This window comes from Salmonella sp. SAL-020 (assembly GCF_017372215.1).
Taxonomy (GTDB): domain Bacteria; phylum Pseudomonadota; class Gammaproteobacteria; order Enterobacterales; family Enterobacteriaceae; genus Salmonella; species Salmonella enterica.
Genome location: NZ_CP071690.1, coordinates 2,236,868 through 2,261,770 on the forward strand (window position 1 = coordinate 2,236,868; position 24,903 = coordinate 2,261,770).

Sequence of the window (24,903 nt, forward strand, 5' to 3'; positions counted from 1 at the left end):
AGCACAGTTCCCGCCGCTCAACCAGCGTGCAAAATGCGTCAGGCAGCGGTCATGTCGGGCATCGCGTGCCAGACCGGCCAGCGAAAACTAAATTTTGCGCCGCCCAGTTCGCTCTCGTCACAGACGACGCTACCGCCCATCGCCAGGGCGATAGAGTGTACGATGGCGAGTCCAAGCCCGCAGCCGCCTGTCGCCCGGTCTCTACTGGGGTCGAGTCTGACAAAAGGTTCAAATATGCGCTCACGCGCATCCGCTTCAATGCCGGGGCCATCATCTTCGACTATCAACGTTGCCTGACTGCCGTCGAGTAACAGGCTGACCTGAACGGTGGTACGACTGTAGCGCAACGCATTATTCAGCAGGTTATCCAGCACTCGCGACATTAACCGCATATCAAGCGCGCCATAATCGCCGATTACACATGTGAGAAGGTTTACGGCACGTTCCGGGGTCACGCTCTGCACATCCTGCAAATGCGCGAGCAACCATGCGGGGAGGTCGGGTTCGGTCAACATCAGTTCATTTTGTGGTCGGTCAAGGCGCGCATAGGTGAGCAGTTCTTCAATCAGCGCTTCCAGTTGACCAATATCGCGATTGAGCGCCTGTGATTCCGGCGGTGTCAGATTTTCACTCATTTCAAGCCGATAGCGTAAACGTACCAGCGGCGTGCGAAGCTCATGGGCGATACCGTCAATCAGCTGTTTTTTACTGGCGATCAGGGCATTAATGTTATCCGCCATCTGGTTGAACGCGACGCCCAGACGTTCGAAACTGGAGCCATTATCGAAGTGCAGGCGTTCAGTCAAATGACCCTCGCCAAAGCGCTGCGCGGCGGATTCGAGCCTGAGCATTTCTTGCCAGTGCGGGCGCATCCAGATAAACACAGGAAAGGCGAGAGAAAAGGCAATGAGCGCCATTAAGGCGATATCCAGCAGTCGCATTTGATGCAGGAAATAGAGATAGGGAACCGGGCCAACCGCCAGGACGTAATGGCTGCGCGGGATACGCTGAATAAAGGTGTATTGATCGTCAAGCGCGACAATATCGCCTTCACGCAGTCGCTGCGTGGTGGCGGCATCAAGCTTATAGTGATTTAACGGTTCAACGCGTAAATCGAAAGAGAGGTTCAGGTCCATCTCTTTTAACGTTTTCCCCCATTCACGCGGCGGAATTTCCCGCAGTTCGCTGCGCATCAGATAGAGCGAACTTTTCATCAGATCGTCGAGCGATTGCCTGCCCGCGCGTTCGGCGGTGAATTTGTACACCAGTCCGACCAATAAGGTCATGACCAGAAAACAGACGAACAGCAAAAGGTAAAACTGCACAAACAGCTTTTTCATCAACGCCCACCGGATCTCAATACATTAGCTCTATCGCGCGCTGACGAAAAAGATTTCCCGTCAGCGCCGCTGGTGGGTTATAAAAGCAGGCTTTGCGTCAACTGACAACCTCATTGTCCGGCGTTAAGGTCCGGACTTTCGTGAACAATGCGTCCATCGACAAGCGTCAAAACAGCGCGAATGGTATCAATTCTGTCTTCCGGCATCGTCATAAATGGCTGATTGAGTACCGCCAGATCGGCCTGTTTTCCGACGCGAAGCTGGCCCCGGTGTTGTTCGGCAAAGGCGAGCCAGGCGGCATGACGTGTATATAACGCTAGCGCTTCCAGACGCGTGAGCCGCTCGCTGGCGGGTTTACGCACGGAACCGCCTGACGCTATACCGGTGATATGATATTCGATAGCGTGCCAGACACCGGCAATGCCAATACGCGTCGAATCGGTACCGCCAGCTACGACAAGCCCTTTATCCAGCGCCAGTCGAACCGGCGGCGAATTGTCCGTCGCGCCGGGTGGATTGGCGTCACGGATGGCAAGCCCCTCAAAGTAAGGCCCCATTTGCACAGTGTATGCCAGACCCAGCTTACGCATTCGCTCAAGCGTCTGTGGCGAACCGGTATTCAGATGCGCAATAGACCAGCGGAGAGGGCGCAGATCGTACTGCTGCGCTACCTGCTCAAAAATCGTCAATATCGCGTCGGCGCTGTCATCGGTATAGGCGTGGATCTCAAGCGGTATTCCCCGTTTTGCCGCAAATGTCGCGACCTGGCGAAGCGCGGTTTTGTCCTGCTCTGAGGAAGAAAACCCTGGGGCCATCCGCACGCCGTCATTCATTCCGGCCACCAGGCTTTCCCCCAGGCCAAGAAAAGCCAGTTGCCCGTCATCGGCACGCGCCGGGCGAAAGGCCATCAGGTTGCTGAACCACTGCGCTTCATGACCTTTCGCTTCTGGCTGTACCGGAATGCGATACCCCACGCGCAGCGGTAAATCCCCCTGGTTTCGCATTGCAAATAAAGGCTCATAAGCGGCGGCAGGCCCGGCAGAGGGGTCAATGATGCCGGTCACGCCGCGAGCGTTCATATCAGCGAAAAATTGTCGCAGACCGCCCTCGCGATCGGCGTTACTACTTATGCTGGCAAAAAGCTGGTTAAACGCGGCGATGTCACCAAATAATTTCCCCGTGGCGCTACCTTTTGCGTCGCGCTCTACGCGGATTCCCGCTAAATCAGGAGGAGGGGTGTCGTTAAGGCCAAGTACGTCTATACCGCGCTGATTCACTAACGCATAGTCGTAAAGATACTGAATATAAGCCGGATGATCGGGAAGGGCGTGGCTCAATTCGGCTACCGTCGGCGCCCGGTTTTCTGCAAATTGCGCCGGTATCCACGATCCCACTACGGCTACCCATTGATCGTGGGGACGACGGTTAGCGTCGGCGCGTAATTTATCCAGCGCGTCTTTAAGCGAAGGGCTGTCGTACCAGTAGGTTTCGAATGTCCAGGTTTGTCCGCCGCGAATGGCGTGGATGTGGGTATCGGTCAGGCCGGGTATCACGGTTTTACCCTGTAAATCGATGGTACGGGTATGGTCGCCGCGCCATTCATCTGTCGCCGTATCATCGCCAATCGCCACAATCCGCGAGCCGGAAATCACCAGCGCGCTGGCCTGCGGCTGGGCATCATTCAGAGTGATGATATTACCGTTATGCAAAATAATATCCGCTGCCGGGCGGGCGGCGGTGGCTGCGCCTGTGGCCGTGAGCAGAAAGAGAAGCGCGGTTCTGGAAAGCAGAGGCGGGACGAGACTGATCATTAGCATGTTCCTTTTGTCGGGCGATAAGCAAACCATAGAGAGCGAACAAGAATTGTTCAATCTGTGCCCAGGGAACAGTGCGTTCTGTTTTTAGAACGGTGGTGATAAAAAAAGAAAAGCCCGCCGAAACGGCGGGCTTGAGAAGAATTAATGAATAATTAGAACTGGTAAACCATACCCAGCGCGACGATATCATCAGTGCTGATACCGGCATCTTTATAGAACTGGTCGTCATCATCCAGCAGGTTGATTTTATAATCAACATAGGTGGAGAAGTTTTTGTTGAAATAGTAGGTAGCACCTACATCAGCATATTTAACCAGGTCTTTATCATCGCCATTAACGTTGTTATAGGTCAGATCTTTACCTTTAGACATCAGGAAAGAAACCGCCGGGCGCAGACCGAAATCAAATTGATATTGGGCTGTAACTTCGAAGTTTTGCGTTTTGTTTGCTACGCCGCCAGCATAACCCGCATCCGTTTTACCATAAGGCGTCATATTACGGGTTTCAGAATACATAGTCGCTAAATAGATGTTGTTGGCATCATATTTCAAGCCAGCTGTCCATGCATCCGCTTTGTCGCCGCCAGCAATCGTGCCGCCAGCATTGACTTGCTCATTAGTACGATCGGAAGTGGTATACGCAGCGCCTGCGCTGAAGCCCATGCCAATATCATAGGTAGTAGAAATACCGAAGCCATCACCGTTATCGTAACGAATATCGTCGCCATTATTACGGTTATTGGTACCGATATTTACATCGTCAGCGCTTTGGCTTTCATTTTTACCCTGATATTGCAACGCGAAGTTCAGACCGTCTACCAGACCGAAGAAATCAGTGTTACGGTAGGTGGCCACGCCGTTAGCACGACCGGTCATGTAGTTGTCAGCGTAAGTATAGGAGTCGCCGCCGAACTCAGGCAGCATATCGGTCCAGCCTTCTACGTCGTACAGGACGCCGTAGTTACGACCATAGTCGAATGAGCCGTAGTCGCCGAATTTCAGGCCGGCGAATGCCAGACGAGTCCAGGAATTAGCGCCTTCGCCTTCGGTAGTGTTAGCCTGAACGTTATATTCCCACTGGCCGTAACCGGTCAGTTGGTCGTTAATCTGCGTTTCGCCTTTAAAGCCGACACGCATATAGGTCTGATCGCCATCTTTAGAAGAGTCATCAGAGAAATAGTGCAGGCCGTCTACTTTCCCGTAAAGGTCCAGTTTGTTGCCGTCTTTGTTATAAATTTCAGCGGCGTGTGCTGCGCCAGCAGCCAGCAGAGCCGGGATGACAAGTGCCAATACTTTTCTTTTCATTTTTTTATCCTTAAAAACTTAACTTATTTGCAAAAGATTGAACTTCTACAGATTCGTTGAATCAAAGGCATCCTAATCTGAATAATATTATTTCAGCAAATGCTAACTTTTCTTATATGTTATTAATTAATACAAAAGTTACTATCGGAAACGCATATATTTATGGTGAATATATTTGTTATTATGTATTCATGTATGTGATTTGTTTTATTTCACAATTTGCGAAAAAAGATGGCAATATAGCGGCGGGCAGACATTCTGTTATCAATTTTGTGAACTGGCTTCGAGTTTTTTTAATTTAACTTTCTTGAGCGAAAAAGACGTAATCATGAACCACAACGCAGAGAAAACGGTAATAAAGGGGCCGTTTCGACTAATAAAAATAGCATTCATGTATACAATGTCTGTTTTTTGAACAGTGGCGGTGATGAGCATCGCCACTATGACTTGATAAAGGCAGGTAAAATTTGTCGGCTAACTTATCCCGTCGTTTCGTCCCAGGCATGAGGGGCAAAAAGATAGCCTTTATTGCGAATGGTCTTTATACGATAGGGCTCAGCAGCGCTATCCAGCAGTTTCTTACGCAGGCGGGAAATCGCCACATCCACGCTGCGATCCAGACCATCATAATTGACGCCGCGCAGCGTTTTTAGCAACGCGTCGCGATCCATAATTTGTCCGGCGTGTGTCGCCAGTTCCCAGAGCAATTCAAAATCGGCGGTGGAGAGCGATATGAAATCGCCATTGAGCTGGACCGCCCGGTTAAGGGGATCGATGGTTAACGCGCCAAAACGCAGCGCTTTATGCGGCGTAAGCGCGCTCTCCTGAAGACTTTTTGCCTGTTGCGTTTGTTCGCTTTGCCGCAGGTGTAAGCGCAGACGCGCCAGCAAAACGGCCGGAGGCGTGGTTTTGAGGATGTAGTCGCAGGCGCCCATCTCCAGCGCCAGAATATGATTCATATCACTGTCCAGCGAGGTGAGCAGGACAATCGGGCCTTGCCAGCGGTGGCGTAAATCGCGACATATCGTCATGCCATCTTTACCTGGAAGCATAATATCCAGTAAAACCAGATCGGGCTGAGTGGTGAGGATAAGATCCTCCGCCCGGTCACCACGCGGCTCAACAATGACATCAATATCATGTTTCGCCAGATAAGCGGCAATGAGAGAACCCACTTCAGCGTCGTCTTCAACAAATACAATGCGGTTCATATTATAAATGGAGAATAGAAAACGCCAACATACACCGCCTCTGTTTTCCCTTCCATAAATCTTTTCTAAACGAGAGCGGTTCCGTTATGCTACACGCTGTTGTTATTAGCGTGTTAAGGCAAGGTAATGGGACTCGTGATTAAAGCTGCCCTGGGGGCGCTGGTCGTCGTATTGATTGGTCTGCTGTCAAAAACGAAAAATTATTATATCGCCGGATTAATTCCTCTGTTTCCAACGTTTGCGCTTATCGCGCACTATATCGTGGCCAGCGAGCGGGGCATCGACGCGATGCGTACCACCATCGTCTTTAGCATGTGGTCGATCATTCCTTATTTCATTTATCTTGCAACGCTATGGTATTTCAGCGGCGTGATGCGCCTGCCCGTCGCGCTTGGCGGTGCGGTGGTCTGCTGGGGGCTAAGCGCGTGGCTGCTGATTTTTTGCTGGATTAAATGGCATTAATATTGGCAAAGACCGTGGTTTCCCCATCGTAATACAGACGGATATTACGATGGGGAGGTTGTCAACCCACCAGCATCCACGTAGCCGGAACCGCCGCGACCAGCAATAAACCAATCAGCACGACTTCCTGACGATTTAACACGTTGTCATGCTTGTGCGTCCGACGCGCATACAGGAAAACCAGTAATCCAGGCGCGTACAGTACGACGGACAGCAGCAGGTGCATGGGACCCGACGCGTATAACAACCATAAGCCATAAATACAGGCTCCGATACCGACCGCCCGATGGAGGGGACGTGTTGCAATCTTCAGCAGAAATGCGCCGACCAGAAAGTAGGGCACCAGAATCATTTCTGACGCAATCGTCAATAGCGTGTTGTAGTCCGAACCGGTCAGCCAGATCAGCACCAGACAGATTTGCACACAGATATTGGTGAGCCATAACGATGCAGAAGGCGCGCCTTGCGCATTTTGTCGCGCGAAGATGCCCGGGAAGGATTTATAGGCTGCCGCCAGAAACGGCACCTCTGCCGCCATGATAGTCCAGCTTAGATAAGCCCCGCAGACAGACACAATCAGTCCCGCTGCAATAATAATTTCTCCCCACGGCCCCATCATTTTTACCATCAGTCCGGCCATCGACGGGTTACGCATCTCCGCCAGTTCCGGACGCGCAAGAACGCCAAGAGAAAGCAGCGTGACCAGGAGATATATTCCCAGCGCCGCGAGAACCGCCAGTAGCGTGGCGCGGCCTACATCGCGTTTATTTTTCGCTCGGGCCGAGACGACGACGGCGCCTTCAACGCCAATAAATACCCACAGCGTAATAAGCATGGTGTTCTTGACCTGTTCCCATACGGGAATACCGAGTTCAACACCGGTGAAGTCCAGTGTGAAGGTATCCAGTTTGAACATCATGATAGCCAGCACAATAAACGCGCCGAGCGGCAACAGTTTCGCCAGAGTCGCGACCAGATTGATGCTGGCTGCCGTTTGTACGCCGCGCAGGATGAGGAAATGGACAATCCAGAGCAGGACTGAAGCGCCGACAATAGCCTGCCAGGTATTACCGTCGCCAAACAGACGCAGCGCAGGCGTATCGGTAAAGAAACTCAGCGCTGAAAAAACGATAACCAAATAGGATACGTTGGCGATGACCGCGCACAGCCAATAGCCCCAGGCAGAACAAAAGCCAATCAGTTCGCCGAAGCCTTCGCGGGCGTAAGTAAAGATGCCGCCGTCAAGCTCGGAGCGAATGCGCGTAAGGATTAACATGGCGAATGCCAGTAAGAGTATCCCCACGCCGGTAATGGCCCAGCCAATTAACAACGCAGCCGGACTGGCAACGGCGGCCATATTCTGGGGCAGACTGAAAACACCTGCGCCAAGCATTGAGCTTAAAACCAGCGCGGTCAGCGCGCTCAGTCCCAGTTTTTTTTCCATTGGTATCCAGCTATAAAAATGAAATTGGAAGAATAATTATTATGGCAAAACGCATAAAAATGGTGAAAGCCACTAAGGCGCGGGATTTTACGGAGAGAAGGGACCGCATGCAACGGCCTGGATAAGATTTATCGCCAAAAAAGCGAAAAGTGAGATTCATCGCGATATTTGACGGAACTGGCATCCCGCGAGAAAGTGCCGGATGGTGGCTTATCAGGCCTGCCGTTGAACGATCGTGTAGGCCTGATAAGGCAGGTATGCCGTCATCCGGCGAGAAAGCCTGATGGCGGCGCGCGCCTTATTTATAGAGGTCGGCGCTGATGGTGATGTTATTGCCGCGCTCCTGCCACTGACGCGTAATATGATAATACTTAGCGCCTTTCTTCGCCGCGCGTTTGGCGACCTGATAGGAGATTTCTGTCATATTGCCGTAGTTGCCGGTGAACTTAACGCTGTCGAAAGGCACCATCATCGCAGCCGTCGCTTTATTCAGCTCCTCAACTTTTGTGCCATCCGGAAGTGTGACAGTGTAACGTCCGCCTTTGGAGGATTGCGTTTCGAAGAAACGGCCTACTTCGGCGCTCGGCGAGGCTGACGTGGCGACGCCTGGAATTTCGACTTTCTTCGCAGCTTCGCCGCCCTGAGCCAGCGCGGCGCGGCCAGCTTCAGAGTCTGCCGGAATAGCGTCCGGGCTCTGGACGATGCGTTTTTTCGCATCTTGTTTATAGATAAATGCAGTGATGCGCTGGTTTCCGCCCTGATTCGCATCTATCTGACGAACAATATAGAAAGCGTATGCGCCTTTTTGTTTCGCCGCTTTCGTAATGGCATCGTTAACTTCCGGCTGGCTACGGTAGAAGCCCTGAACGGTGACGGTATCATACGGTTCTAATTGTACGGCCTGGTCTTTCGGTAATTCCACGATGCCATTAATGACACGATTTTTGGGCGCGTCGGCTTTCGGCGCGTCGGCTTTATACACGTCCGCCACAACACGCCAGTTACCACTGTTGCCGAACTCCGAGGTGTCGACAACATAGAAGGAGGCTGCGCCTTCTTTATCTGCGCGGCGGGACACGGCGGAGACCGCATCGCCAATAGCATTAAAACGACCGGTAATAACGATGCGGTCATAAGGTTTTAGTGCAGCCGCTTGCTCCGGCGTCAGTTCTGTTGCTGCATGGACAGAAAAAGCAGCCGCAGAAAGCAGAGCCGACGCCAGGAGAGTGTTCTTAAGCTTCATAAAAATAATCCTTCGCCTTGCGCAAACCAGGTACTGGTATTGTTATTGACTAGAAACGTGGCTGATTATTGCATTTAAACCATATGGATGTCTGCGGGATTTTTCACGCATCGTGTCATGTATCCTATCTTTGATGATAACATTTGCCGATATGTCGAAAAAAACGGCGTCCGGGCGGCTAAGCTAATGAAGCGCATAAATTTAATAAGTTAATTTAATGTTAATTTCTTGATCGCGCCAGGGGTTTAATGATGTTTTGCTGTCAAATTTGAGCGAATTATCAGCCCTCGCAGGCCATTTTCAAGGCATTATGGCTGCTTAGCGGCTGAATCGTTCATGTTTTGCAAATTTGATAAAAAATTCTGTTTTTTGGCGCTAGATCACAGGCGTTATTTTCAGTAGGTTATAGAGAGTTTGTAACGGTTTTATTCTGCTGGGGTAACATTTACCTCAAACGCGGGCAGGCGTACGCTTCTCGCGCTTACTGACAAACCATCATCAAAAATATCGATGGAAGGGAACATTTATGCGAATTGGCATACCAAAAGAGCGGTTACCCAATGAAACCCGTGTCGCTGCGACGCCGAAAACGGTAGAGCAGCTACTGAAGCTGGGGTTTAGCGTCGCTATCGAAAGCGGGGCGGGTCAACTGGCAAGTTTTGACGACAAAGCGTTTGCGCAGGCTGGCGCGGATATTGTAGACGGCAATGCTATCTGGCAGTCGGAAATTATTCTCAAGGTTAATGCGCCTGAAGAAGAGGAAATCGCTTTACTGAACCCCGGGACTACGCTGGTCAGTTTTATCTGGCCTGCGCAAAATCCTGGGTTAATGGAGAAACTTGCCGAACGTAAGGTTACGGTGATGGCGATGGACTCCGTGCCGCGTATTTCCCGCGCGCAATCGCTCGACGCGTTAAGCTCAATGGCGAATATCGCGGGTTATCGCGCCATTGTAGAGGCCGCGCATGAATTTGGGCGCTTCTTTACCGGCCAAATCACTGCCGCCGGGAAAGTGCCGCCGGCGAAGGTGATGGTGATTGGCGCGGGCGTTGCCGGTCTTGCGGCTATCGGCGCGGCAAACAGCCTGGGGGCGATTGTCCGCGCGTTTGACACTCGTCCTGAAGTCAAAGAGCAGGTCCAGAGTATGGGGGCTGAGTTCCTCGAACTGGATTTTAAAGAGGAAGCCGGTAGCGGCGATGGTTACGCCAAAGTGATGTCCGAGGCGTTTATCAAAGCGGAAATGGCGCTCTTTGCCGCCCAGGCCAAAGAGGTCGATATCATTGTTACCACCGCGTTGATTCCGGGCAAACCTGCGCCGAAGCTGATTACCCGCGATATGGTCGATTCTATGAAGGCCGGCAGCGTGATTGTCGACCTGGCCGCGCAGAACGGCGGTAACTGCGAATATACCGTCGCTAATCAGGTTGTGACGACGGACAATGGCGTGAAAGTGATTGGCTACACCGATCTACCGGGGCGTTTGCCGACGCAGTCATCCCAACTTTATGGCACCAACCTGGTTAACCTGCTGAAGCTGCTGTGCAAAGAGAAAGACGGCAATATTGACGTGGATTTTGACGATGTCGTGATCCGTGGCGTGACGGTGATTCGTGACGGCGACATTACCTGGCCTGCGCCGCCAATCCAGGTTTCCGCGCAGCCACAGGCCGCGCCTAAAGCAGCACCTGCGCCAAAAGAGCCGGAAAAGCCCGCTTCACCCTGGCGGAAGTATGCGTTAATGGCGCTGGCGATCATTCTTTTTGGCTGGCTGGCCGATGTCGCGCCAAAAGAGTTCCTCGGCCATTTTACCGTGTTTGCGCTCGCCTGCGTGGTTGGTTATTACGTGGTGTGGAACGTGTCTCATGCGCTTCATACGCCATTAATGTCGGTGACCAACGCAATTTCAGGGATTATTGTTGTCGGGGCATTATTGCAAATTGGTCAGGGCGGCTGGGTCAGCTTCCTGAGCTTTATCGCGGTGCTTATCGCCAGCATTAATATTTTCGGTGGCTTCACCGTGACTCAGCGTATGCTGAAAATGTTCCGGAAAAACTAAGGGGTAACACATGTCTGGAGGATTAGTTACAGCTGCATACATTGTTGCCGCGATCCTGTTTATTTTCAGTCTTGCCGGGCTTTCAAAGCATGAAACGTCCCGCCAGGGGAATAACTTCGGTATTGCCGGGATGGCGATCGCGTTGCTGGCGACCATTTTCGGGCCGGATACCGGCAACGTGGCATGGATTCTGGTCGCCATGATTATTGGCGGCGCGATTGGCATCCGCATGGCGAAAAAAGTTGAGATGACCGAGATGCCGGAGCTGGTCGCGATTCTGCACAGTTTCGTGGGCCTGGCGGCGGTACTGGTTGGCTTTAACAGCTATCTGTACCATGACGCCAGTCTGGCGCCGGTGCTGGTGAATATTCATCTGACCGAAGTCTTCCTCGGTATCTTTATTGGCGCAGTCACTTTCACTGGATCGATCGCAGCGTTTGGTAAACTGCGCGGCAAAATCTCTTCTAAGCCGTTGATGTTGCCTAACCGTCACAAAATGAACCTGGCGGCGCTGGTTGTTTCTTTCCTGTTGCTGCTGGTTTTTGTCCGCACCGAAAGCGTGGGTCTACAGGTTCTGGCGCTGCTGCTGATGACCATTATCGCGCTGGCGTTTGGTTGGCATCTGGTCGCCTCTATCGGCGGGGCGGACATGCCGGTGGTTGTTTCAATGCTGAACTCCTATTCCGGTTGGGCTGCCGCGGCGGCTGGCTTCATGTTGAGCAACGATTTGCTGATTGTGACCGGCGCGCTGGTCGGTTCGTCAGGCGCGATCCTGTCTTACATTATGTGTAAAGCGATGAACCGCTCTTTCATCAGCGTTATTGCTGGTGGGTTCGGTACTGACGGCTCCTCAACGGGCGACGATCAGGAAGCTGGCGAACATCGCGAAATCACGGCGGAAGAGACCGCTGAGATGCTGAAAAACTCCCACTCCGTCATTATTACGCCGGGGTACGGGATGGCGGTGGCGCAGGCGCAGTATCCGGTGGCGGAAATCACCGAAAAACTGCGTGCGCGCGGTATCAATGTGCGTTTCGGCATTCATCCGGTGGCGGGTCGCCTGCCGGGGCATATGAACGTGCTGTTGGCAGAGGCGAAAGTGCCTTATGACATCGTGCTGGAAATGGACGAAATCAATGATGATTTCGCCGATACCGATACCGTGCTGGTGATTGGCGCGAACGATACGGTGAACCCGGCGGCGCAAGACGATCCCCGCAGCCCGATCGCCGGTATGCCGGTTCTCGAAGTGTGGAAAGCACAGAATGTCGTGGTCTTTAAGCGTTCAATGAATACTGGTTATGCTGGTGTGCAGAACCCGCTGTTCTTTAAAGAGAATACGCAAATGCTGTTTGGCGATGCCAAAGCCAGCGTGGATGCAATTCTGAAAGCGCTTTAATCTTTTAAACGTGCGGCGGCCTCTTCGGAGGCCGTTTTTATACACTTCATCCTTTACGCTGCCTCTTTGTTGGCTGCGCTCAGAAACCCCGGTCACATCGTTATCTATGCTCCCGGGGATTTCTTCCCTTGCCGCCGCGAGGCATCTTGAATGATTTTGTGTATGTATTGCATTTTATCTTTTGTTTAAATCGCTAAGCAGAACGGCGATACTCTGCCCGCCGGTGGTCTGTTCGAGGGCGATTTTGACAATGATGGTTAACGGAACGGAGAGCAGCATGCCCACCGGACCTAATAGCCAGCCCCAGAAAATTAACGACAAAAATACCACTAAGGTTGAAAGGCCTAAACCACGTCCCATGATTCGTGGCTCAAGGATATTGCCGAAGACCAGATTAATCAGCAGATAGCCTGCCAGCACCAGCAGCGCATCATAAAACCCGTTAAATACCAGCACCTGAATAATGGGCGGCAGGGCAGCGAGCACCGATCCAATATTAGGAATATAGTTCAGCGCGAAGGCCAGTAGTCCCCAGACAAAGGCGAAGCGGACATCCAGCGCGGCCAGCATTCCCCATGCGACCAGTCCCGTCACGATACTGATCGCTGTTTTTAGCACCAGATAATGGGAAACGCTATCAAGCGCGCGTTGAATTGCCGCCATGCCCTCCACCGGACGGCTCATCATCTGCTGCAGTTTTTCAGGCAATTGTGGAACCTCCAGCAGCATAAATACCACGGTCAATAACAATAAAAAGATGGACGACATGGCATTGGACAGCTGGGTGAGCAGGTTCGTTACCAGAGTCATTGCGGCGTTTGGATCGATATATTTCGCCAGCTCATCAACCGACACGCCAATGCCTGCTCGCTGCAACCACGGTTCGATACGTTGCAACGGTATCACCAATGAGGAGCGATACTGCGGTAGGGTACGGGCCAGTTCATTTAATGATGTCCCCAAATAGGCCAGTAGCAGTACCATTAGCATGACAATAATCACAATGAGCAATGACACGGCGATAACGCGCGGAATTCGACATCGGGTCATCCGTTGCACAACGGGATTGAGAACGACCGCAATAAATAACGCCAAAATAAAGGGAACAATGATATCTGCGGCGAAGCGGATACCGCTCAGAATAACCACCAGCATTCCCAGCATAATGACGATTTTTAGACCATTGAGCGTGATGATCGGTTTTGCCATATCAGTCCCTGTTTTCTGATGCCGACACGAATAATAATGTGATGTCGGTCGACCTGTTCTGGTTAAAATCAAATACTTCAGGTAAAGAAGTGAAAATATTTTGAGTTAATTCCTGGCTTATGATACAAATCAGGCGTGTTCAACTACCGAGGACAATTATCATCCGCGATGACGAGAAGCAACACTGCGGATAATTGTAATATTATGGACAATATGTTCAGCGCTTTTTTCTCCACGCAAACGCATCTTCACTCTACCTCCTTTTTCCTGCTTATCGGCGAGCAGCACTGGCGTAACGCACTTTAGTCTCTCACTTCTGCCTGAGCTGGCGCAATGCGCTGTGCTAACTGATTTTATTTTTTAGTTTGCTGCGTGCAGCAGACTCGAAAGAGTATATTCTCATGCAGGAGAAGTGTCATGTTTTACTGGATTTTATTAGCTCTGGCTATCGCGACTGAAATTACCGGCACGCTCTCAATGAAATGGGCTAGCGTGGGTAATGGCAATGCGGGTTTTATTTTAATGCTGGTGATGATCACGCTGTCATATATATTTCTTTCTTTTGCGGTAAAAAAGATTGCCCTGGGTGTAGCGTATGCCTTATGGGAAGGGATCGGCATTTTATTTATTACCATTTTTAGCGTGCTGCTATTTGATGAAGCATTATCAACCATGAAGATTGCCGGCTTGCTGACGCTGGTCGCCGGCATAGTATTGATCAAATCAGGGACGCGTAAACCCGGCAAACCGGTGAAGGAGGCGACTCGTGCAACAATTTGAATGGATACACGGCGCCTGGCTTGGGCTGGCAATAATGCTGGAAATCGCGGCTAACGTACTGTTGAAATTTTCGGACGGCTTTCGCCGTAAATGCTATGGCATCTTATCGCTTGCCGCTGTTCTGGCCGCCTTCAGCGCGCTTTCCCAGGCGGTAAAAGGGATAGACCTGTCGGTGGCGTATGCGTTATGGGGCGGTTTTGGTATTGCCGCCACGCTGGCGGCGGGCTGGGTGCTCTTCGGCCAGCGCTTAAACCCCAAAGGCTGGGTTGGCGTGATATTGCTGCTCGCCGGAATGGTCATGATCAAATTTGCCTGAGACGATCGCTGCCTGTCGGTTCAGGCAGCGATTCCCGCATTAATCCTGCGCCAGAGCTTTCAGCTTATCGCGAAAGCCGGTGACGGATATAGCGCGGTTATCGGCGCGCCAGCGATCTTTAGCCGCAGGGGCGGAGCTTTGTACGCCAATGAGCTGCCATCCGCTATCCGTGTGCAATAAGAGCGGCGAGCCGCTGTCGCCAGGTAACGTGTCGCACTGGTGTGAGAGTACGGCATTCTGCGCCCAGCCGGTCACGACGCAATCCTGATGGGAATAGAGCGCATTCAGATGATCTTCCGGATAACCGGACTGCGTGACTTTTCGGTCTGCGGCTTTCAACGCCGCAGTGAGCGCCGCTTTATCGCCGGTAAATAAAGGCACTGGCGTGATACCGGAAGGTGGGTAGCGCAATATTACCAGACCAAAATCCCAGCTTGCCGCGGCAGGCGGCACAATCCAGCCATCGCCATCCGCTTTCAGGCGTCGGCCCAGCGACGGTTCAACGCGGCCTTCAATGCCGTGGATTTCATAGCGCCATACTCCTTTTCGCGCCACAAAACGCAGCGCAACCGCCTTGTCTGGTTTTCCTTTCGGTGGCGTTAGCAGGCAGTGACCTGCTGTCAGGGCGATATGCGGGGAGATAAGCGTTGCCGTACACAAATTACCGCTGGCGGTCTCTAGTTGCCCGATGGCATCCCACGGCGATTGGGTAGGATCGGCGACGGGCACCCGATCATCATGGTTAAAAAAAAGCGTTTTGACGTCGCTGGCATCCGTGGCGTCTGTTTCAGCCCCCCTGGCTTTCGCCATAACCGGTAAAAAACACACTATGCCCAGTAATACAGCAATGGTTTTATGCATATCACACTCTGGTGGGTAATTATGATTATTAACAACAAACCCTCAGTACTACTATAGACGTGACGGTAAGAAAGTGGGAGTAAAATCAGATAACTACACTCAGGAAAGATAGAAATGCGTGGCAATAGCGGCGCATAAAATAAGCACGATAAGAATGAGCTCAAAGCGGTAGCGAGACACTTTTTTGCCCTCCCGGAAGGCGGCGCTAAACCAGAACAATTTAGCGCCGTAAAAACGGGCGCGGGGGCGCGCCGCAGCATGTTACGACTTACGCAGCCGGTTGAGTAGTTGGTTTTGACGGGGTTTTGGCTGGCGCTTTACCACCTTTTTTCTGGTGCTTTTTAGCCGCCTGCGCTTTTTGCTCAACGGTTTTTTTATGCTGTTTTTTGTGGTGCTGGGTGTTCTGGGTTGTTTTGGCAGGCGCTGCGGTTTTCGCAGGCGTTGCAGTCTCAGCCGCGAATGCTGCGGAAGAGAGACCCATTGCAGCGGCAACAACCAGAGCTAATACTTTTTTCATTTTGATACCCTCGATTTGGTTTTCATTCAACCCCACTGCGGGGCCGGTGAAATGACTATATCGCTGTTATCAAAAGGCTTCCGTGAGTGATTGGTTTCGGCATGTAACGCTATGTACAATCCCCCGGTAACGCGATGTCAGCCCCCACCATAATAGGTAGCTTTACGTTACCGGCCGTTATTTTTGGCCGCAGAGTCGGTAATATCCGCCCTCCAGAATAACAGGCACACCGTATATGAATCCGATAATCTGGGTGGTATTTACGCTTCTGGCGCTGGATGCAATCAGAGAAGTTATGGGCGTATCAAGCCTGACAGGTCTATGGTGAACAGTGAGTCGTGGCGTGAAACCAGCCCGGCGATAGCGCACGTTGCTATCGCCGGAATATTTCTTTTCAGGCATGAAGACGGTGATGTAACCGCGTCCCGACCAGGATGGCCAGCACCAGCATTAGCGCGATAAAACCACCTACGCCGTTCCAGCCGTAACTATGCCAGAATACACCGCCTAGCGTCCCGGCAATACTGGACCCCAGATAATAGCTGAAAAGATAAAGTGACGAGGCCTGTCCCTTCGCCCGACGCGCACGCGGGCCAATCCAGCTACTGGCCACGGAGTGCGCGGCGAAAAAGCCGGCGGAAAAAAGCAGCATCCCAGCAAAAATCAGCCAAAGCGAGGTAAAAAGCGTCAGTAAAAGCCCACCCAGCATTACTGCGGTAGAGAACAGCATCACCGGCCCCCGGCCATAGCGTGAGGTCATGGCGCCAGCTTTCGGCGAGCTCCATGTGCCGGTGAGATAGGCTACGGATAACAGTCCGACCACGGCCTGGCTTAATTCCCAGGGGGAGAGCATCAGGCGATAACCAATGTAGTTAAACAGGGTGACGAACGCGCCCATCAGTAAAAAACCTTCTGCAAACAGCAGAGGTAACCCCCGATCGCGCCAGTGGAGACGGAAATTAATAAATAGCGTTTTAGGCCGTAGCGACGTGGGACGGAAATGTTGCGAGGCGGGTAAAATCTTCCAGAACATCAGCGCGGACGCCAGCGCAAAGCATCCGATGGCCGCCAGCGCGATGCGCCAGTTAAAAAAGTCGGTCATGACGCCGCTTAATAAACGCCCGCTCATCCCGCCGATGGAATTACCGCTAATATAAAGCCCCATAGAGAAAGCGACAAAGCTGGGATGGATTTCTTCGCTCAGGTAGGTCATTCCCACCGCGGCGACGCCGCTTAACGACAGACCGATCAGCGCGCGCATAATCAGAATACCATGCCAGCTGGTCATCATGGTTGATAACAATGTGCAGCAGGAGGCTAATAACAAGGCGGTGACCATCACCGGTTTACGGCCTATCGCATCAGAAAGCGGGCCGGTAAAAAGTAAGCCGATAGCCAGCATGGCGGTAGAAATAGAAAGTGAAACGCTGCTGCTGGCGGGGGAGACGCCAAACTCCTGGGAAAGTACCGGTAGTATAGGCTGAACGCAATAAAGGAGCGCGAAAGTCGCCAGGCCCGCGGAAAAAAGGGCCAGCGTGACGCGCATGAAAGGCGCTGTACCGCGTTTAATAAATTGAACCGGCTGAGAATGGCGTTGTTCATCGATATCGCTCGCCGTGGCGTCATCGAGAATAGTTGTACGACTCACGTTAAATCCTTGCTTTACATCTCCGTCAACAGGAGACGGGTATAACCGACATGTAAAGCATAGAAAAAGCAAAATATTCTGTCTAATATATTAATTGTCTCAAATAAGACGTTAAAAATATGAATATCGAATTACGTCATTTACGTTACTTTGTGGCGGTAGCAGAAGAGCTGCATTTTGGTCGCGCCGCCGCGCGCCTCAATATCTCGCAGCCGCCGCTGAGTCAGCAGATACAAATTCTGGAGCAGCAGGTCGGCGCGCGATTACTGGCGCGGACTAACCGCAGCGTAGCGTTAACCGCCGCCGGGCGACAGTTTCTGGTGGATAGCCGACACATCCTGAGTCTGGTAAACGACGCCGCCGCTCGCGCCGAGCGGTTGCATCAGGGCGAAGCGGGTGAAATCCGTATTGGCTTTACGTCTTCAGCGCCTTTTATTCGGGCGGTATCGCATACCTTTTCGCTGTTCCGCCAGTCCTATCCGGGGGTGCATATGCAAACGCGTGAAATGAATACGCGTGAGCAAATCGCGCCGCTCAACGAAGGCGTACTGGATATTGGCTTACTGCGGAATACGCCGTTGCCCGACACACTTAATCGCGAGGTGATTTTGCATGAGCCGCTTATGGCCATGATCCCGCGCGAACATCGGCTGGCGCAAAAGCCGGTCGTCAGTCTGACAGAACTGGCGGAAGAACCTTTCGTCTTTTTCGATCCGCATGTCGGGACGGGCCTCTACGACGATATCCTCGGCCTGATGCGGCGCTATAACCTGTCGCCGACCATCACGCAGGAGGTTGGCGAGGCAATGACCATTATCGGTCTGGTAGCGGCGGGACTGGGTGTCTCGATTCTGCCGGCATCCTTTAAGCGTGTACAGATGAGCGAGATGCGCTGGGTTCCCCTGGCGGAAGAGGACGCCGTATCTGAAATGTGGCTGGTATGGCCAAAGCATCATGAACAGAGTCATGCCGTACAGCGGTTTTGCCAACTGCTATTACTGGCTGCCCGACGGGATTAATTACGCTTAAAAAGGGTGAAAATGTGCAGTTAATCACACGGCTAAGCAAAAAGTTGACGGCGAGTATTGAAGTGTTTCACCATAGCACACAGATTATTTCGGAGCGCGAAAATAAAGGGAGTGAGCGGTGGTTGCTGATAGTCAGCCTGGGCATATCGATCAAATTAAGCAGACCAATGCTGGCGCAGTGTATCGCCTGATTGATCAGCTCGGACCGGTATCGCGAATTGACCTGTCTCGTCTGGCGCAGTTGGCGCCTGCCAGTATTACGAAAATTGTTCGCGAAATGCTGGAAGCGCATTTGGTTCAGGAACTTGAAATTAAAGAGGCGGGCAGTCGCGGACGTCCCGCCGTAGGGCTGATGGTGGAAACGGAAGCCTGGCACTATTTATCTATTCGTATTAGCCGTGGCGAAATTTTCCTTGCACTGCGCGATCTTAGCAGCAAACTGGTGGTAGAAGAGTGTCTGGCGCTGCCGTTAAACGAAGCTACGCCGTTGCTTGAGCGAATTATTACGCACGTTGATCGGTTTTTTACCCGCCATCAGCAGAAACTGGAGCGTCTGACCTCCATTGCCATTACGTTACCGGGCATTATCGATACCGAAAACGGCGTTGTGCACCGGATGCCGTATTACGAAGATGTCAAAGAGATGCCTTTGGGAGATGCGCTGGAGCGGCACACCGGCGTACCGGTTTACATTCAGCATGATATTAGCGCCTGGACGATGGCAGAGGCGCTTTTTGGCGCCTCACGCGGCGCGCGCGACGTTATCCAGGTGGTGATTGATCATAATGTGGGGGCGGGCGTTATCACCGACGGTCATTTGCTTCATGCGGGTAGTAGCAGTCTGGTAGAGATTGGGCATACCCAGGTCGATCCTTATGGTAAGCGCTGTTATTGCGGTAATCATGGCTGTCTGGAGACCATCGCCAGCGTCGATAGCGTGCTGGAACTTACGCAGCTTCGGCTTAATCAGTCGATGAGTTCAATGTTGCACGGCCAGCCGTTAACGGTAGATTCACTGTGTCAGGCGGCGATGCAGGGAGATCTATTAGCAAAAGATATTATTAGCGGCGTTGGCGCGCATGTCGGACGCATTCTGGCTATCATGGTGAATTTATTTAATCCGCAAAAAATTCTTATTGGTTCGCCGCTAAGTAAAGCGGCTGATATCCTTTTTCCAGCCATTGCTGACAGTATCCGTCAACAGGCGCTGCCCGCCTACAGCAGGAATACGGTTGTGGAAAGCACGCAGTTTACCAACCAGGGTACGATGGCCGGGGCGGCGTTGGTAAAAGACGCGATGTATAACGGCTCTTTGTTGATTCGTCTATTACAGGGTTAACATTTTTTAACTGTTGTACAAAAATTTGCGCTAACTCAAGCTGATTGCCCTTGCCATATCTTAGACTTTCTCCACTGTATTATTTTCCTGGCTTATATTTTCGAAGCATAACGGTGGAGTTAGTGATGCTGAAGCGTTTCTTTATTACAGGTACAGACACTTCTGTTGGGAAGACGGTGGTTTCCCGCGCATTACTACAAGCGTTAGCGTCGAGTGGTAAGAGCGTTGCAGGGTATAAACCTGTCGCTAAAGGGAGCAAAGAGACTGCAGAAGGGATGCGCAACAAAGATGCGCTGGTATTGCAAAGCGTCTCTTCGCTGGAGTTGCCGTATGAGGCGATTAATCCGATCGCGTTAAGCGAAGAAGAAAGCAGCGTCGCGCATAGCTGTCCTATAAATTACACCTTGCTGTCCAACGGTCTGGCGAGCCTGAGCGATAAAGTGGACCACGTTGTTGTGGAGGGCACTGGTGGCTGGCGTAGTTTGATGAATGATTTACGTCCATTGTCTGAATGGGTGGTACAGGAACAGTTACCGGTATTGATGGTGGTAGGGATTCAGGAGGGGTGCATTAATCATGCGCTACTGACTGCGCAAGCTGTCGCTAATGATGGACTGCCCTTAATTGGCTGGGTGGCGAATCGTATCAATCCTGGCCTGGCGCATTATGCTGAAATTATTGATGTGCTTGGGAAAAAACTGCCAGCGCCGCTGATTGGCGAGCTACCGTACCTGCCGCGCGCCGAGCAGCGTGAGCTGGGGCAGTATATTCGTTTGTCAATGCTCGGCAGCGTGCTGGCGGTAGATAGAATCATGGCGTAACGTTCGCGAGAGCACTGACGCGACTACACAGGCAATCAGCAGACCGGGGAGTAACTGATACTCGCCGGTCATTTCACAAATCATCAGGGTGGACATTATCGGCGCATGGGTTGTCGCCGCCAGTAGCGTCGCCATACCCGCCAGCCCCAATAAAATCGCTATTTCATCCGAGCCTGGCAGCCAGAATCCCCATATCCGACCCAGAAACATTCCAATTGATAATCCGACAAATAATGTTGGCGTAAAGACGCCGCCCGGCGCGCCAGACCCGCTGCTGGCGAGCACCGCCAGGATTTTGCACGCAAAAATTCCGCCAATCAGCGAGAATAGCGGCGGAGAGAGCAAAAATGATTGTACGACGCTATAGCCGTTTCCCCATACCGTGGGCGTGAGTAACGACAGTAATCCGACAATAAGCCCGCCCAACGCCAGTTGCCAGGGCGGGGACAGTTTTAAGCGTAAGAAACTATTATGGCTGGCCGTCATCAGCCACATCAGTAATGGACCGCACAGACCGGCGACCAGGCCGGTACTGACTATCATGACGTACTCCCGCGCGTGGAGATCAACGGTCAGATGTACGGTATAGAGTAGTGAATCGCTACCGTTTAATAGATGGGTGGTTAGCAGGGCGACGACGGCGGAAACGACAACCGGGCCGAGGGAAGCCAGCATTAAGGTACCGAACAGGATTTCCGCGATAAACAGGCTGCCCGCCAGCGGCGCATGGTAAGCGCCCGCCATGCCCGCAGCGGCGCCGCTGGCGATCCATAATTTCCATTCCTCACGCGGCGTGAAGCGTCGGGCAAAGCTGGATGCCGCCAGCGCGGCGAGGAGGATCATTGCGCCTTCGCGACCAATTGCGCTGCCGCTGACCACGACCAGCAGCGAGGCCAGCGATTTCACCAGACTGGCGCCAACGTCAAATTGCCCGTCGGTTTGCAATGCTTCCATATAGTCAGTGGGCGCATGGGGGCGCTGTTGGTTCATTTTTTGCCACCCCCACAGCAACAGACCAGCGGCCAGGCCGCCAAGCGCTGGCGTAATCAGCCGTCGCCAGGGCGAAAGCCCCTCAGCCGCATTCACCAGACTGCCGGTGTCATTACTCAGGAAAATCCACTCCAGCAATTGCATCGCATGACGGAAGGCGGCGACAGCCAGCGCCGCGAGAATACCGATGAGCGTAGCGATCAGCAGGCGACGAAACATCGCGCGCAGATCCGGGTAAGCGTGTAAACGATGCATGAGCGGGTAAATAGGGAGTTTCAGGATAGCCTATTCTGCGGGGAAATGGCGTCAGACGCAAAAGCACTATGTGCGATATAATATTGCGTACAATAATGATACTGCCGGATAGCGAGAGGCCATCCGGCGGCAACGTTAGCTGCTTTCGTGAATATTTAGCGCCCGACGCGTGCGGCCTGAGCTGAGATAATCGGCGATGTAATCCTGAGAGATTTCACCGTTATAGCGTCCGTCTTCATCAACGATCGGCATCCAGCTAGTATTACTTTCGTACAATCTGGACAGCACAATACGCAGATTATCTTCCGCTTTGCCCGTAATACGGAAAGGATGGGTGATATCGGCGCAGATTCCGCTGGCGTTCCGCGCTTCCCGGCGCTTCACAAATCCCAGTGGCTTACCGTCGTTGTCAATGACGGTAATGGCGCGAATATCGTGATCATCCATAATGCCGAATGCCTCGCTTAACGGCATGGAAGGCCGCGCGGTAATGGTTGGCTGTTGGTCGGTAACATCGCCCGCGGAGACCAGTAGCAAACGCTTTAACGTTCTGTCCTGACCGACAAACGACCCGACAAACTCGTTAGCCGGTTTGGCCAGCAGTTCATCAGGACTGGCGCACTGTACAATTCGCCCCTGACGGAACACGGCGATACGGTCGCCGAGCTTTAGCGCTTCGTCGATATCATGGCTGACCAGCATCACGGTCTTTTTTAGCTTACGCTGCATATCCAGAAACTGGTTCTGGATCACTTCGCGGTTAATGGGGTCCACCGCGCCGAAGGGCTCATCCATCAGCAGTACCGGCGGATCGGCGGCCAGAGCGCGGATCACGCCAATACGCTGTTGCTGTCCCCCGGACATCTCCTTTGGATAGCGATGCAGAAATTTTCTGGCATCCAGCGCCACCATGTCCATCAACTCTTCGGCGCGTTGCTTACAGCGCGCTTTGTCCCAACCCAACATGCGCGGCACAACGGTAATATTTTCTTCAATCGTCATATTAGGAAACAGGCCGATCTGCTGGATAACATACCCAATATTGCGGCGTAGCGTTACCGTATCCATATCGTTGGTATTCTCGCCGTTGATAAGAATATTACCGCTGCTGGGCGCGATCAGCCGGTTGATCATCTTTAACGTGGTGGTTTTGCCGCAGCCGGAGGGACCGAGTAAGACGCACATTTCGCCTTCCGGCACGTTCAGGTTGACGTTGTCGACGGCTTTTAGCGGCTGACCCTTTTTCTGTACAAATTGTTTGGTGAGATTTTCCAGTTTTATCATTATCGTATCCCCTTAGGTGTCAGTACGACTTGCAGACGATGCAACAGCCAGTCAAGTACAATTGCCAGTAGACAGATCATTAGCGCGCCGGCAATTAACATGCGAATATCGCTGCCGCTAATGCCGTTTAACAGTAGCAGCCCCAGACCACCAGCGCCGATCACCGCGGCAATCGCCATCACGCCGATATTCATCACTACCGCGGTGCGGATACCCCCGAAAATAACCGGTAGGGCCATTGGGATTTCGACCCAGCGCAGCCGTTGCCAGAAAGTCATACCGATGCCGCGTCCCGCTTCACGCAGACCGGGCGGCAAACTATCAAGCGCAGTATGGGTATTACGGACAATCGGCAGTAAAGAGTAGAGAAAAACGGCCGTCACAGCGGGCAGAACGCCAATACCATGCCCGATCAGCGAAAAGAGCGGGATCATTAATCCAAACAGCGCGATAGACGGAATGGTAAGAAGTAGCGTGGCGGCGCCCAATACCGGCATTGCCAGCCATTTGTGGCGTACAATCAAAACGCCTAACGGTACGCCGATGATAATCGCCAGACCGACGGCCAGCGCGACCAGCCAGAGATGCTGAAAGGTAAGGCTGGCGAGATAGCCTGCATTATCCAGCATATAATGTATCGTATCCATAGGCGCTCCTTACAGCAGACCTTTGTCCTGCAAAAATTGATGGGCTACCTGTTGCGGCGTGCGATGCTCGATATCGACCTGGGCGTTTAGGGTCGATATCACATCGTTATTGAGCAGGCCGGAAAGGGTGTTTAAGGCGTCATCAAGGCCAGGATTGGCTTCCAGCACCTCTTTACGCACCACGGGCGTGACAGCGTAACTTGGAAAGAAGCCTTTATCATCTTCCAGCACTTTCAGATCAAACCCTTTCACCCGTCCGTCGGTGGTATAGACCAGCCCGGCGTCAACCAGCCCATCCCGAACGGCGTTATAGACCAGCCCTGGGTCCATCTGTCGTATTTGCGGGCGATCAAGCTGCATTTGGTAGGCTTGCTGAAGGGGCTTCATCCCATCGCTGCGCCCGGCAAATTCCAGATCGAGACCGAGCATCCAGTTGTGGTCAGGATCGTTCTGCCGGACCTGTTCGATTTTTGCCACCATTTGCGAGATGGTGGTGATATTTTCCGACTCGGCGCGTTTGCGCTGCATCGCGAACGCGTAAGTATTGTTCATGTCAGCCGGTTTGAGCCATACCAGGCCCAGCTTCGCATCCAGGCGTTTTACCGTGTCGTAGGTTTCCTGTGGACTCATGCGCTTATCGATACGGTTGAAAATAATCAGCGATGTACCGGTGTATTCCCAGGTAATATCAATTTGTTTATTCACCATCGCATTACGTGAAATCACCGCGGCGATATTGGTTTGCGGCTGAACCTGAAAGCCTTTCTTCTGCAAATACTGAACGGTCATAGCGGAAAGAATATGCTGCTCGGTAAAGCTTTTGGTGGCGAGAACCAGCGGCGCGGCCTGCGTCTGGCTACTGAACAACAGCGTTGCGGCAAGCCATCCCAACAGGTGTTTTTTGAATCTCATTTAACGCTCCTTATTGTTAT

At 52.4% G+C, this 24,903-nt stretch carries 23 protein-coding genes; 9 read left to right on the forward strand and 14 right to left on the reverse strand.

Features of this window, described 5'->3' with window-relative positions; genetic code table 11:
• Positions 1-38: 38 nt before the first annotated feature.
• From rstB to rstA, 4 genes are all read right to left on the reverse strand, one after another.
• Positions 39-1,340, reverse strand: coding sequence for a two-component system sensor histidine kinase RstB (rstB, locus tag J1G48_RS10845; RefSeq protein ID WP_000732946.1), 1,302 nt, complete (start codon positions 1,338-1,340; stop codon positions 39-41).
• Between the two features lie 110 nt (positions 1,341-1,450).
• Positions 1,451-3,157, reverse strand: a complete 1,707-nt coding sequence (locus J1G48_RS10850; protein WP_000928672.1) for an amidohydrolase — start codon at positions 3,155-3,157, stop codon at positions 1,451-1,453.
• A gap of 152 nt (positions 3,158-3,309) precedes the next feature.
• Positions 3,310-4,461, reverse strand: a complete 1,152-nt coding sequence (gene ompS2 / locus J1G48_RS10855) for a porin OmpS2 (protein ID WP_000824320.1) — start codon at positions 4,459-4,461, stop codon at positions 3,310-3,312.
• Positions 4,462-4,940: 479 nt separating this feature from the next.
• Complete coding sequence (gene rstA / locus J1G48_RS10860) at positions 4,941-5,672, reverse strand: two-component system response regulator RstA (RefSeq protein ID WP_001080048.1); 732 nt, start codon at positions 5,670-5,672, stop codon at positions 4,941-4,943.
• A 126-nt stretch (positions 5,673-5,798) separates the two neighbouring features.
• On the opposite strand from rstA, the gene J1G48_RS10865 reads away from it, so the two are divergent.
• Positions 5,799-6,134, forward strand: coding sequence for a GlpM family protein (locus tag J1G48_RS10865; RefSeq protein WP_000524877.1), 336 nt, complete (start codon positions 5,799-5,801; stop codon positions 6,132-6,134).
• Positions 6,135-6,195: 61 nt separating this feature from the next.
• Here J1G48_RS10865 and J1G48_RS10870 read toward each other — a convergent pair whose 3' ends face one another.
• Both J1G48_RS10870 and ydgH read right to left on the reverse strand, forming a co-directional pair.
• The gene (locus J1G48_RS10870; protein ID WP_000412353.1) at positions 6,196-7,578 is read right to left on the reverse strand and encodes an amino acid permease; all 1,383 of its coding nucleotides are present in this window, start codon (positions 7,576-7,578) and stop codon (positions 6,196-6,198) included.
• Between the two features lie 298 nt (positions 7,579-7,876).
• Positions 7,877-8,821, reverse strand: coding sequence for a DUF1471 family protein YdgH (gene ydgH / locus J1G48_RS10875; RefSeq protein WP_000769294.1), 945 nt, complete (start codon positions 8,819-8,821; stop codon positions 7,877-7,879).
• A 526-nt stretch (positions 8,822-9,347) separates the two neighbouring features.
• Here ydgH and pntA point away from each other — a divergent pair.
• Complete coding sequence (pntA, locus tag J1G48_RS10880; protein ID WP_001219360.1) at positions 9,348-10,877, forward strand: Re/Si-specific NAD(P)(+) transhydrogenase subunit alpha; 1,530 nt, start codon at positions 9,348-9,350, stop codon at positions 10,875-10,877.
• A gap of 10 nt (positions 10,878-10,887) precedes the next feature.
• Positions 10,888-12,276, forward strand: coding sequence for a Re/Si-specific NAD(P)(+) transhydrogenase subunit beta (gene pntB / locus J1G48_RS10885; protein ID WP_000014048.1), 1,389 nt, complete (start codon positions 10,888-10,890; stop codon positions 12,274-12,276).
• Positions 12,277-12,450: 174 nt separating this feature from the next.
• On the opposite strand, the gene J1G48_RS10890 is transcribed toward pntB, so the two are convergent.
• Positions 12,451-13,485 carry an AI-2E family transporter gene (locus J1G48_RS10890; protein ID WP_001118268.1) on the reverse strand — a complete coding sequence of 345 codons (1,035 nt, stop codon included), beginning with the start codon at positions 13,483-13,485 and terminating at the stop codon, positions 12,451-12,453.
• A gap of 417 nt (positions 13,486-13,902) precedes the next feature.
• Here J1G48_RS10890 and mdtJ point away from each other — a divergent pair, with 417 nt between their 5' ends.
• A complete protein-coding gene (gene mdtJ, locus J1G48_RS10895) occupies positions 13,903-14,265 on the forward strand; it encodes a multidrug/spermidine efflux SMR transporter subunit MdtJ (protein ID WP_000500278.1) in 363 nt (120 codons plus the stop codon).
• Entirely contained in the window at positions 14,252-14,581 is a 330-nt protein-coding gene (mdtI, locus tag J1G48_RS10900) for a multidrug/spermidine efflux SMR transporter subunit MdtI (RefSeq protein ID WP_001183821.1), read from the forward strand. Before mdtJ ends, mdtI begins: the two co-directional genes overlap by 14 nt.
• Positions 14,582-14,620: 39 nt before the next feature.
• Here mdtI and J1G48_RS10905 read toward each other — a convergent pair whose 3' ends face one another.
• Complete coding sequence (locus J1G48_RS10905; RefSeq protein WP_000549649.1) at positions 14,621-15,442, reverse strand: serine protease; 822 nt, start codon at positions 15,440-15,442, stop codon at positions 14,621-14,623.
• A 268-nt stretch (positions 15,443-15,710) separates the two neighbouring features.
• Positions 15,711-15,959, reverse strand: coding sequence for an acid resistance repetitive basic protein Asr (gene asr, locus J1G48_RS10910; protein WP_000756313.1), 249 nt, complete (start codon positions 15,957-15,959; stop codon positions 15,711-15,713).
• Between the two features lie 235 nt (positions 15,960-16,194).
• Between asr and J1G48_RS23320 the strand changes: the two genes are divergently transcribed.
• The gene (locus J1G48_RS23320) at positions 16,195-16,287 is read left to right on the forward strand and encodes a hypothetical protein (protein WP_001068154.1); all 93 of its coding nucleotides are present in this window, start codon (positions 16,195-16,197) and stop codon (positions 16,285-16,287) included.
• A gap of 66 nt (positions 16,288-16,353) precedes the next feature.
• On the opposite strand, the gene J1G48_RS10915 is transcribed toward J1G48_RS23320, so the two are convergent.
• Entirely contained in the window at positions 16,354-17,607 is a 1,254-nt protein-coding gene (locus J1G48_RS10915; RefSeq protein WP_000091796.1) for an MFS transporter, read from the reverse strand.
• 119 nt (positions 17,608-17,726) lie between these two features.
• On the opposite strand from J1G48_RS10915, the gene J1G48_RS10920 reads away from it, so the two are divergent.
• From J1G48_RS10920 to bioD, 3 genes are all read left to right on the forward strand, one after another.
• Positions 17,727-18,626, forward strand: coding sequence for a LysR family transcriptional regulator (locus J1G48_RS10920; RefSeq protein WP_001019577.1), 900 nt, complete (start codon positions 17,727-17,729; stop codon positions 18,624-18,626).
• 127 nt (positions 18,627-18,753) lie between these two features.
• The gene (gene mlc / locus J1G48_RS10925; RefSeq protein WP_000225087.1) at positions 18,754-19,974 is read left to right on the forward strand and encodes a sugar metabolism global transcriptional regulator Mlc; all 1,221 of its coding nucleotides are present in this window, start codon (positions 18,754-18,756) and stop codon (positions 19,972-19,974) included.
• Positions 19,975-20,099: 125 nt separating this feature from the next.
• Positions 20,100-20,795 carry a dethiobiotin synthase gene (gene bioD, locus J1G48_RS10930; RefSeq protein ID WP_000919233.1) on the forward strand — a complete coding sequence of 232 codons (696 nt, stop codon included), beginning with the start codon at positions 20,100-20,102 and terminating at the stop codon, positions 20,793-20,795.
• On the opposite strand, the gene clcB is transcribed toward bioD, so the two are convergent.
• The 4 genes from clcB to osmX all read right to left on the reverse strand — a co-directional run bounded on the left by clcB (position 20,751) and on the right by osmX (position 24,883).
• Complete coding sequence (gene clcB, locus J1G48_RS10935) at positions 20,751-22,040, reverse strand: voltage-gated ClC-type chloride channel ClcB (RefSeq protein ID WP_000554906.1); 1,290 nt, start codon at positions 22,038-22,040, stop codon at positions 20,751-20,753. The two genes, bioD and clcB, sit on opposite strands and share 45 nt — an antisense overlap.
• A 135-nt stretch (positions 22,041-22,175) precedes the next feature.
• Complete coding sequence (gene osmV / locus J1G48_RS10940) at positions 22,176-23,324, reverse strand: osmoprotectant ABC transporter ATP-binding protein OsmV (RefSeq protein WP_000593089.1); 1,149 nt, start codon at positions 23,322-23,324, stop codon at positions 22,176-22,178.
• Positions 23,324-23,971: an osmoprotectant ABC transporter permease OsmW gene (gene osmW / locus J1G48_RS10945; protein WP_000379673.1), complete on the reverse strand. Its 648-nt coding sequence runs from the start codon at positions 23,969-23,971 to the stop codon at positions 23,324-23,326. The genes osmV and osmW overlap by 1 nt, the downstream gene beginning before the upstream one ends.
• A 9-nt stretch (positions 23,972-23,980) precedes the next feature.
• Positions 23,981-24,883: an osmoprotectant ABC transporter substrate-binding protein OsmX gene (osmX, locus tag J1G48_RS10950; RefSeq protein WP_001211193.1), complete on the reverse strand. Its 903-nt coding sequence runs from the start codon at positions 24,881-24,883 to the stop codon at positions 23,981-23,983.
• Between the last annotated feature and the right edge of the window lie 20 nt (positions 24,884-24,903).

Excerpts from the sequence above, each read along its gene's own strand:
- rstB (WP_000732946.1), bottom strand. The coding sequence starts at position 1,340 with ATGAAAAAGCTGTTTGTGCAGTTTTACCTTTTGCTGTTCGTCTGTTTT.
- J1G48_RS10850 (WP_000928672.1), bottom strand. The coding sequence starts at position 3,157 with ATGCTAATGATCAGTCTCGTCCCGCCTCTGCTTTCCAGAACCGCGCTT.
- ompS2 (WP_000824320.1), bottom strand. The coding sequence starts at position 4,461 with ATGAAAAGAAAAGTATTGGCACTTGTCATCCCGGCTCTGCTGGCTGCT.
- rstA (WP_001080048.1), bottom strand. The coding sequence starts at position 5,672 with ATGAACCGCATTGTATTTGTTGAAGACGACGCTGAAGTGGGTTCTCTC.
- J1G48_RS10865 (WP_000524877.1), top strand. The coding sequence starts at position 5,799 with ATGGGACTCGTGATTAAAGCTGCCCTGGGGGCGCTGGTCGTCGTATTG.
- J1G48_RS10870 (WP_000412353.1), bottom strand. The coding sequence starts at position 7,578 with ATGGAAAAAAAACTGGGACTGAGCGCGCTGACCGCGCTGGTTTTAAGC.
- ydgH (WP_000769294.1), bottom strand. The coding sequence starts at position 8,821 with ATGAAGCTTAAGAACACTCTCCTGGCGTCGGCTCTGCTTTCTGCGGCT.
- pntA (WP_001219360.1), top strand. The coding sequence starts at position 9,348 with ATGCGAATTGGCATACCAAAAGAGCGGTTACCCAATGAAACCCGTGTC.
- pntB (WP_000014048.1), top strand. The coding sequence starts at position 10,888 with ATGTCTGGAGGATTAGTTACAGCTGCATACATTGTTGCCGCGATCCTG.
- J1G48_RS10890 (WP_001118268.1), bottom strand. The coding sequence starts at position 13,485 with ATGGCAAAACCGATCATCACGCTCAATGGTCTAAAAATCGTCATTATG.
- mdtJ (WP_000500278.1), top strand. The coding sequence starts at position 13,903 with ATGTTTTACTGGATTTTATTAGCTCTGGCTATCGCGACTGAAATTACC.
- J1G48_RS10905 (WP_000549649.1), bottom strand. The coding sequence starts at position 15,442 with ATGCATAAAACCATTGCTGTATTACTGGGCATAGTGTGTTTTTTACCG.
- asr (WP_000756313.1), bottom strand. The coding sequence starts at position 15,959 with ATGAAAAAAGTATTAGCTCTGGTTGTTGCCGCTGCAATGGGTCTCTCT.
- J1G48_RS23320 (WP_001068154.1), top strand. The coding sequence starts at position 16,195 with ATGAATCCGATAATCTGGGTGGTATTTACGCTTCTGGCGCTGGATGCA.
- J1G48_RS10920 (WP_001019577.1), top strand. The coding sequence starts at position 17,727 with ATGAATATCGAATTACGTCATTTACGTTACTTTGTGGCGGTAGCAGAA.
- bioD (WP_000919233.1), top strand. The coding sequence starts at position 20,100 with ATGCTGAAGCGTTTCTTTATTACAGGTACAGACACTTCTGTTGGGAAG.
- clcB (WP_000554906.1), bottom strand. The coding sequence starts at position 22,040 with ATGCATCGTTTACACGCTTACCCGGATCTGCGCGCGATGTTTCGTCGC.
- osmV (WP_000593089.1), bottom strand. The coding sequence starts at position 23,324 with ATGATAAAACTGGAAAATCTCACCAAACAATTTGTACAGAAAAAGGGT.
- osmW (WP_000379673.1), bottom strand. The coding sequence starts at position 23,971 with ATGGATACGATACATTATATGCTGGATAATGCAGGCTATCTCGCCAGC.
- osmX (WP_001211193.1), bottom strand. The coding sequence starts at position 24,883 with ATGAGATTCAAAAAACACCTGTTGGGATGGCTTGCCGCAACGCTGTTG.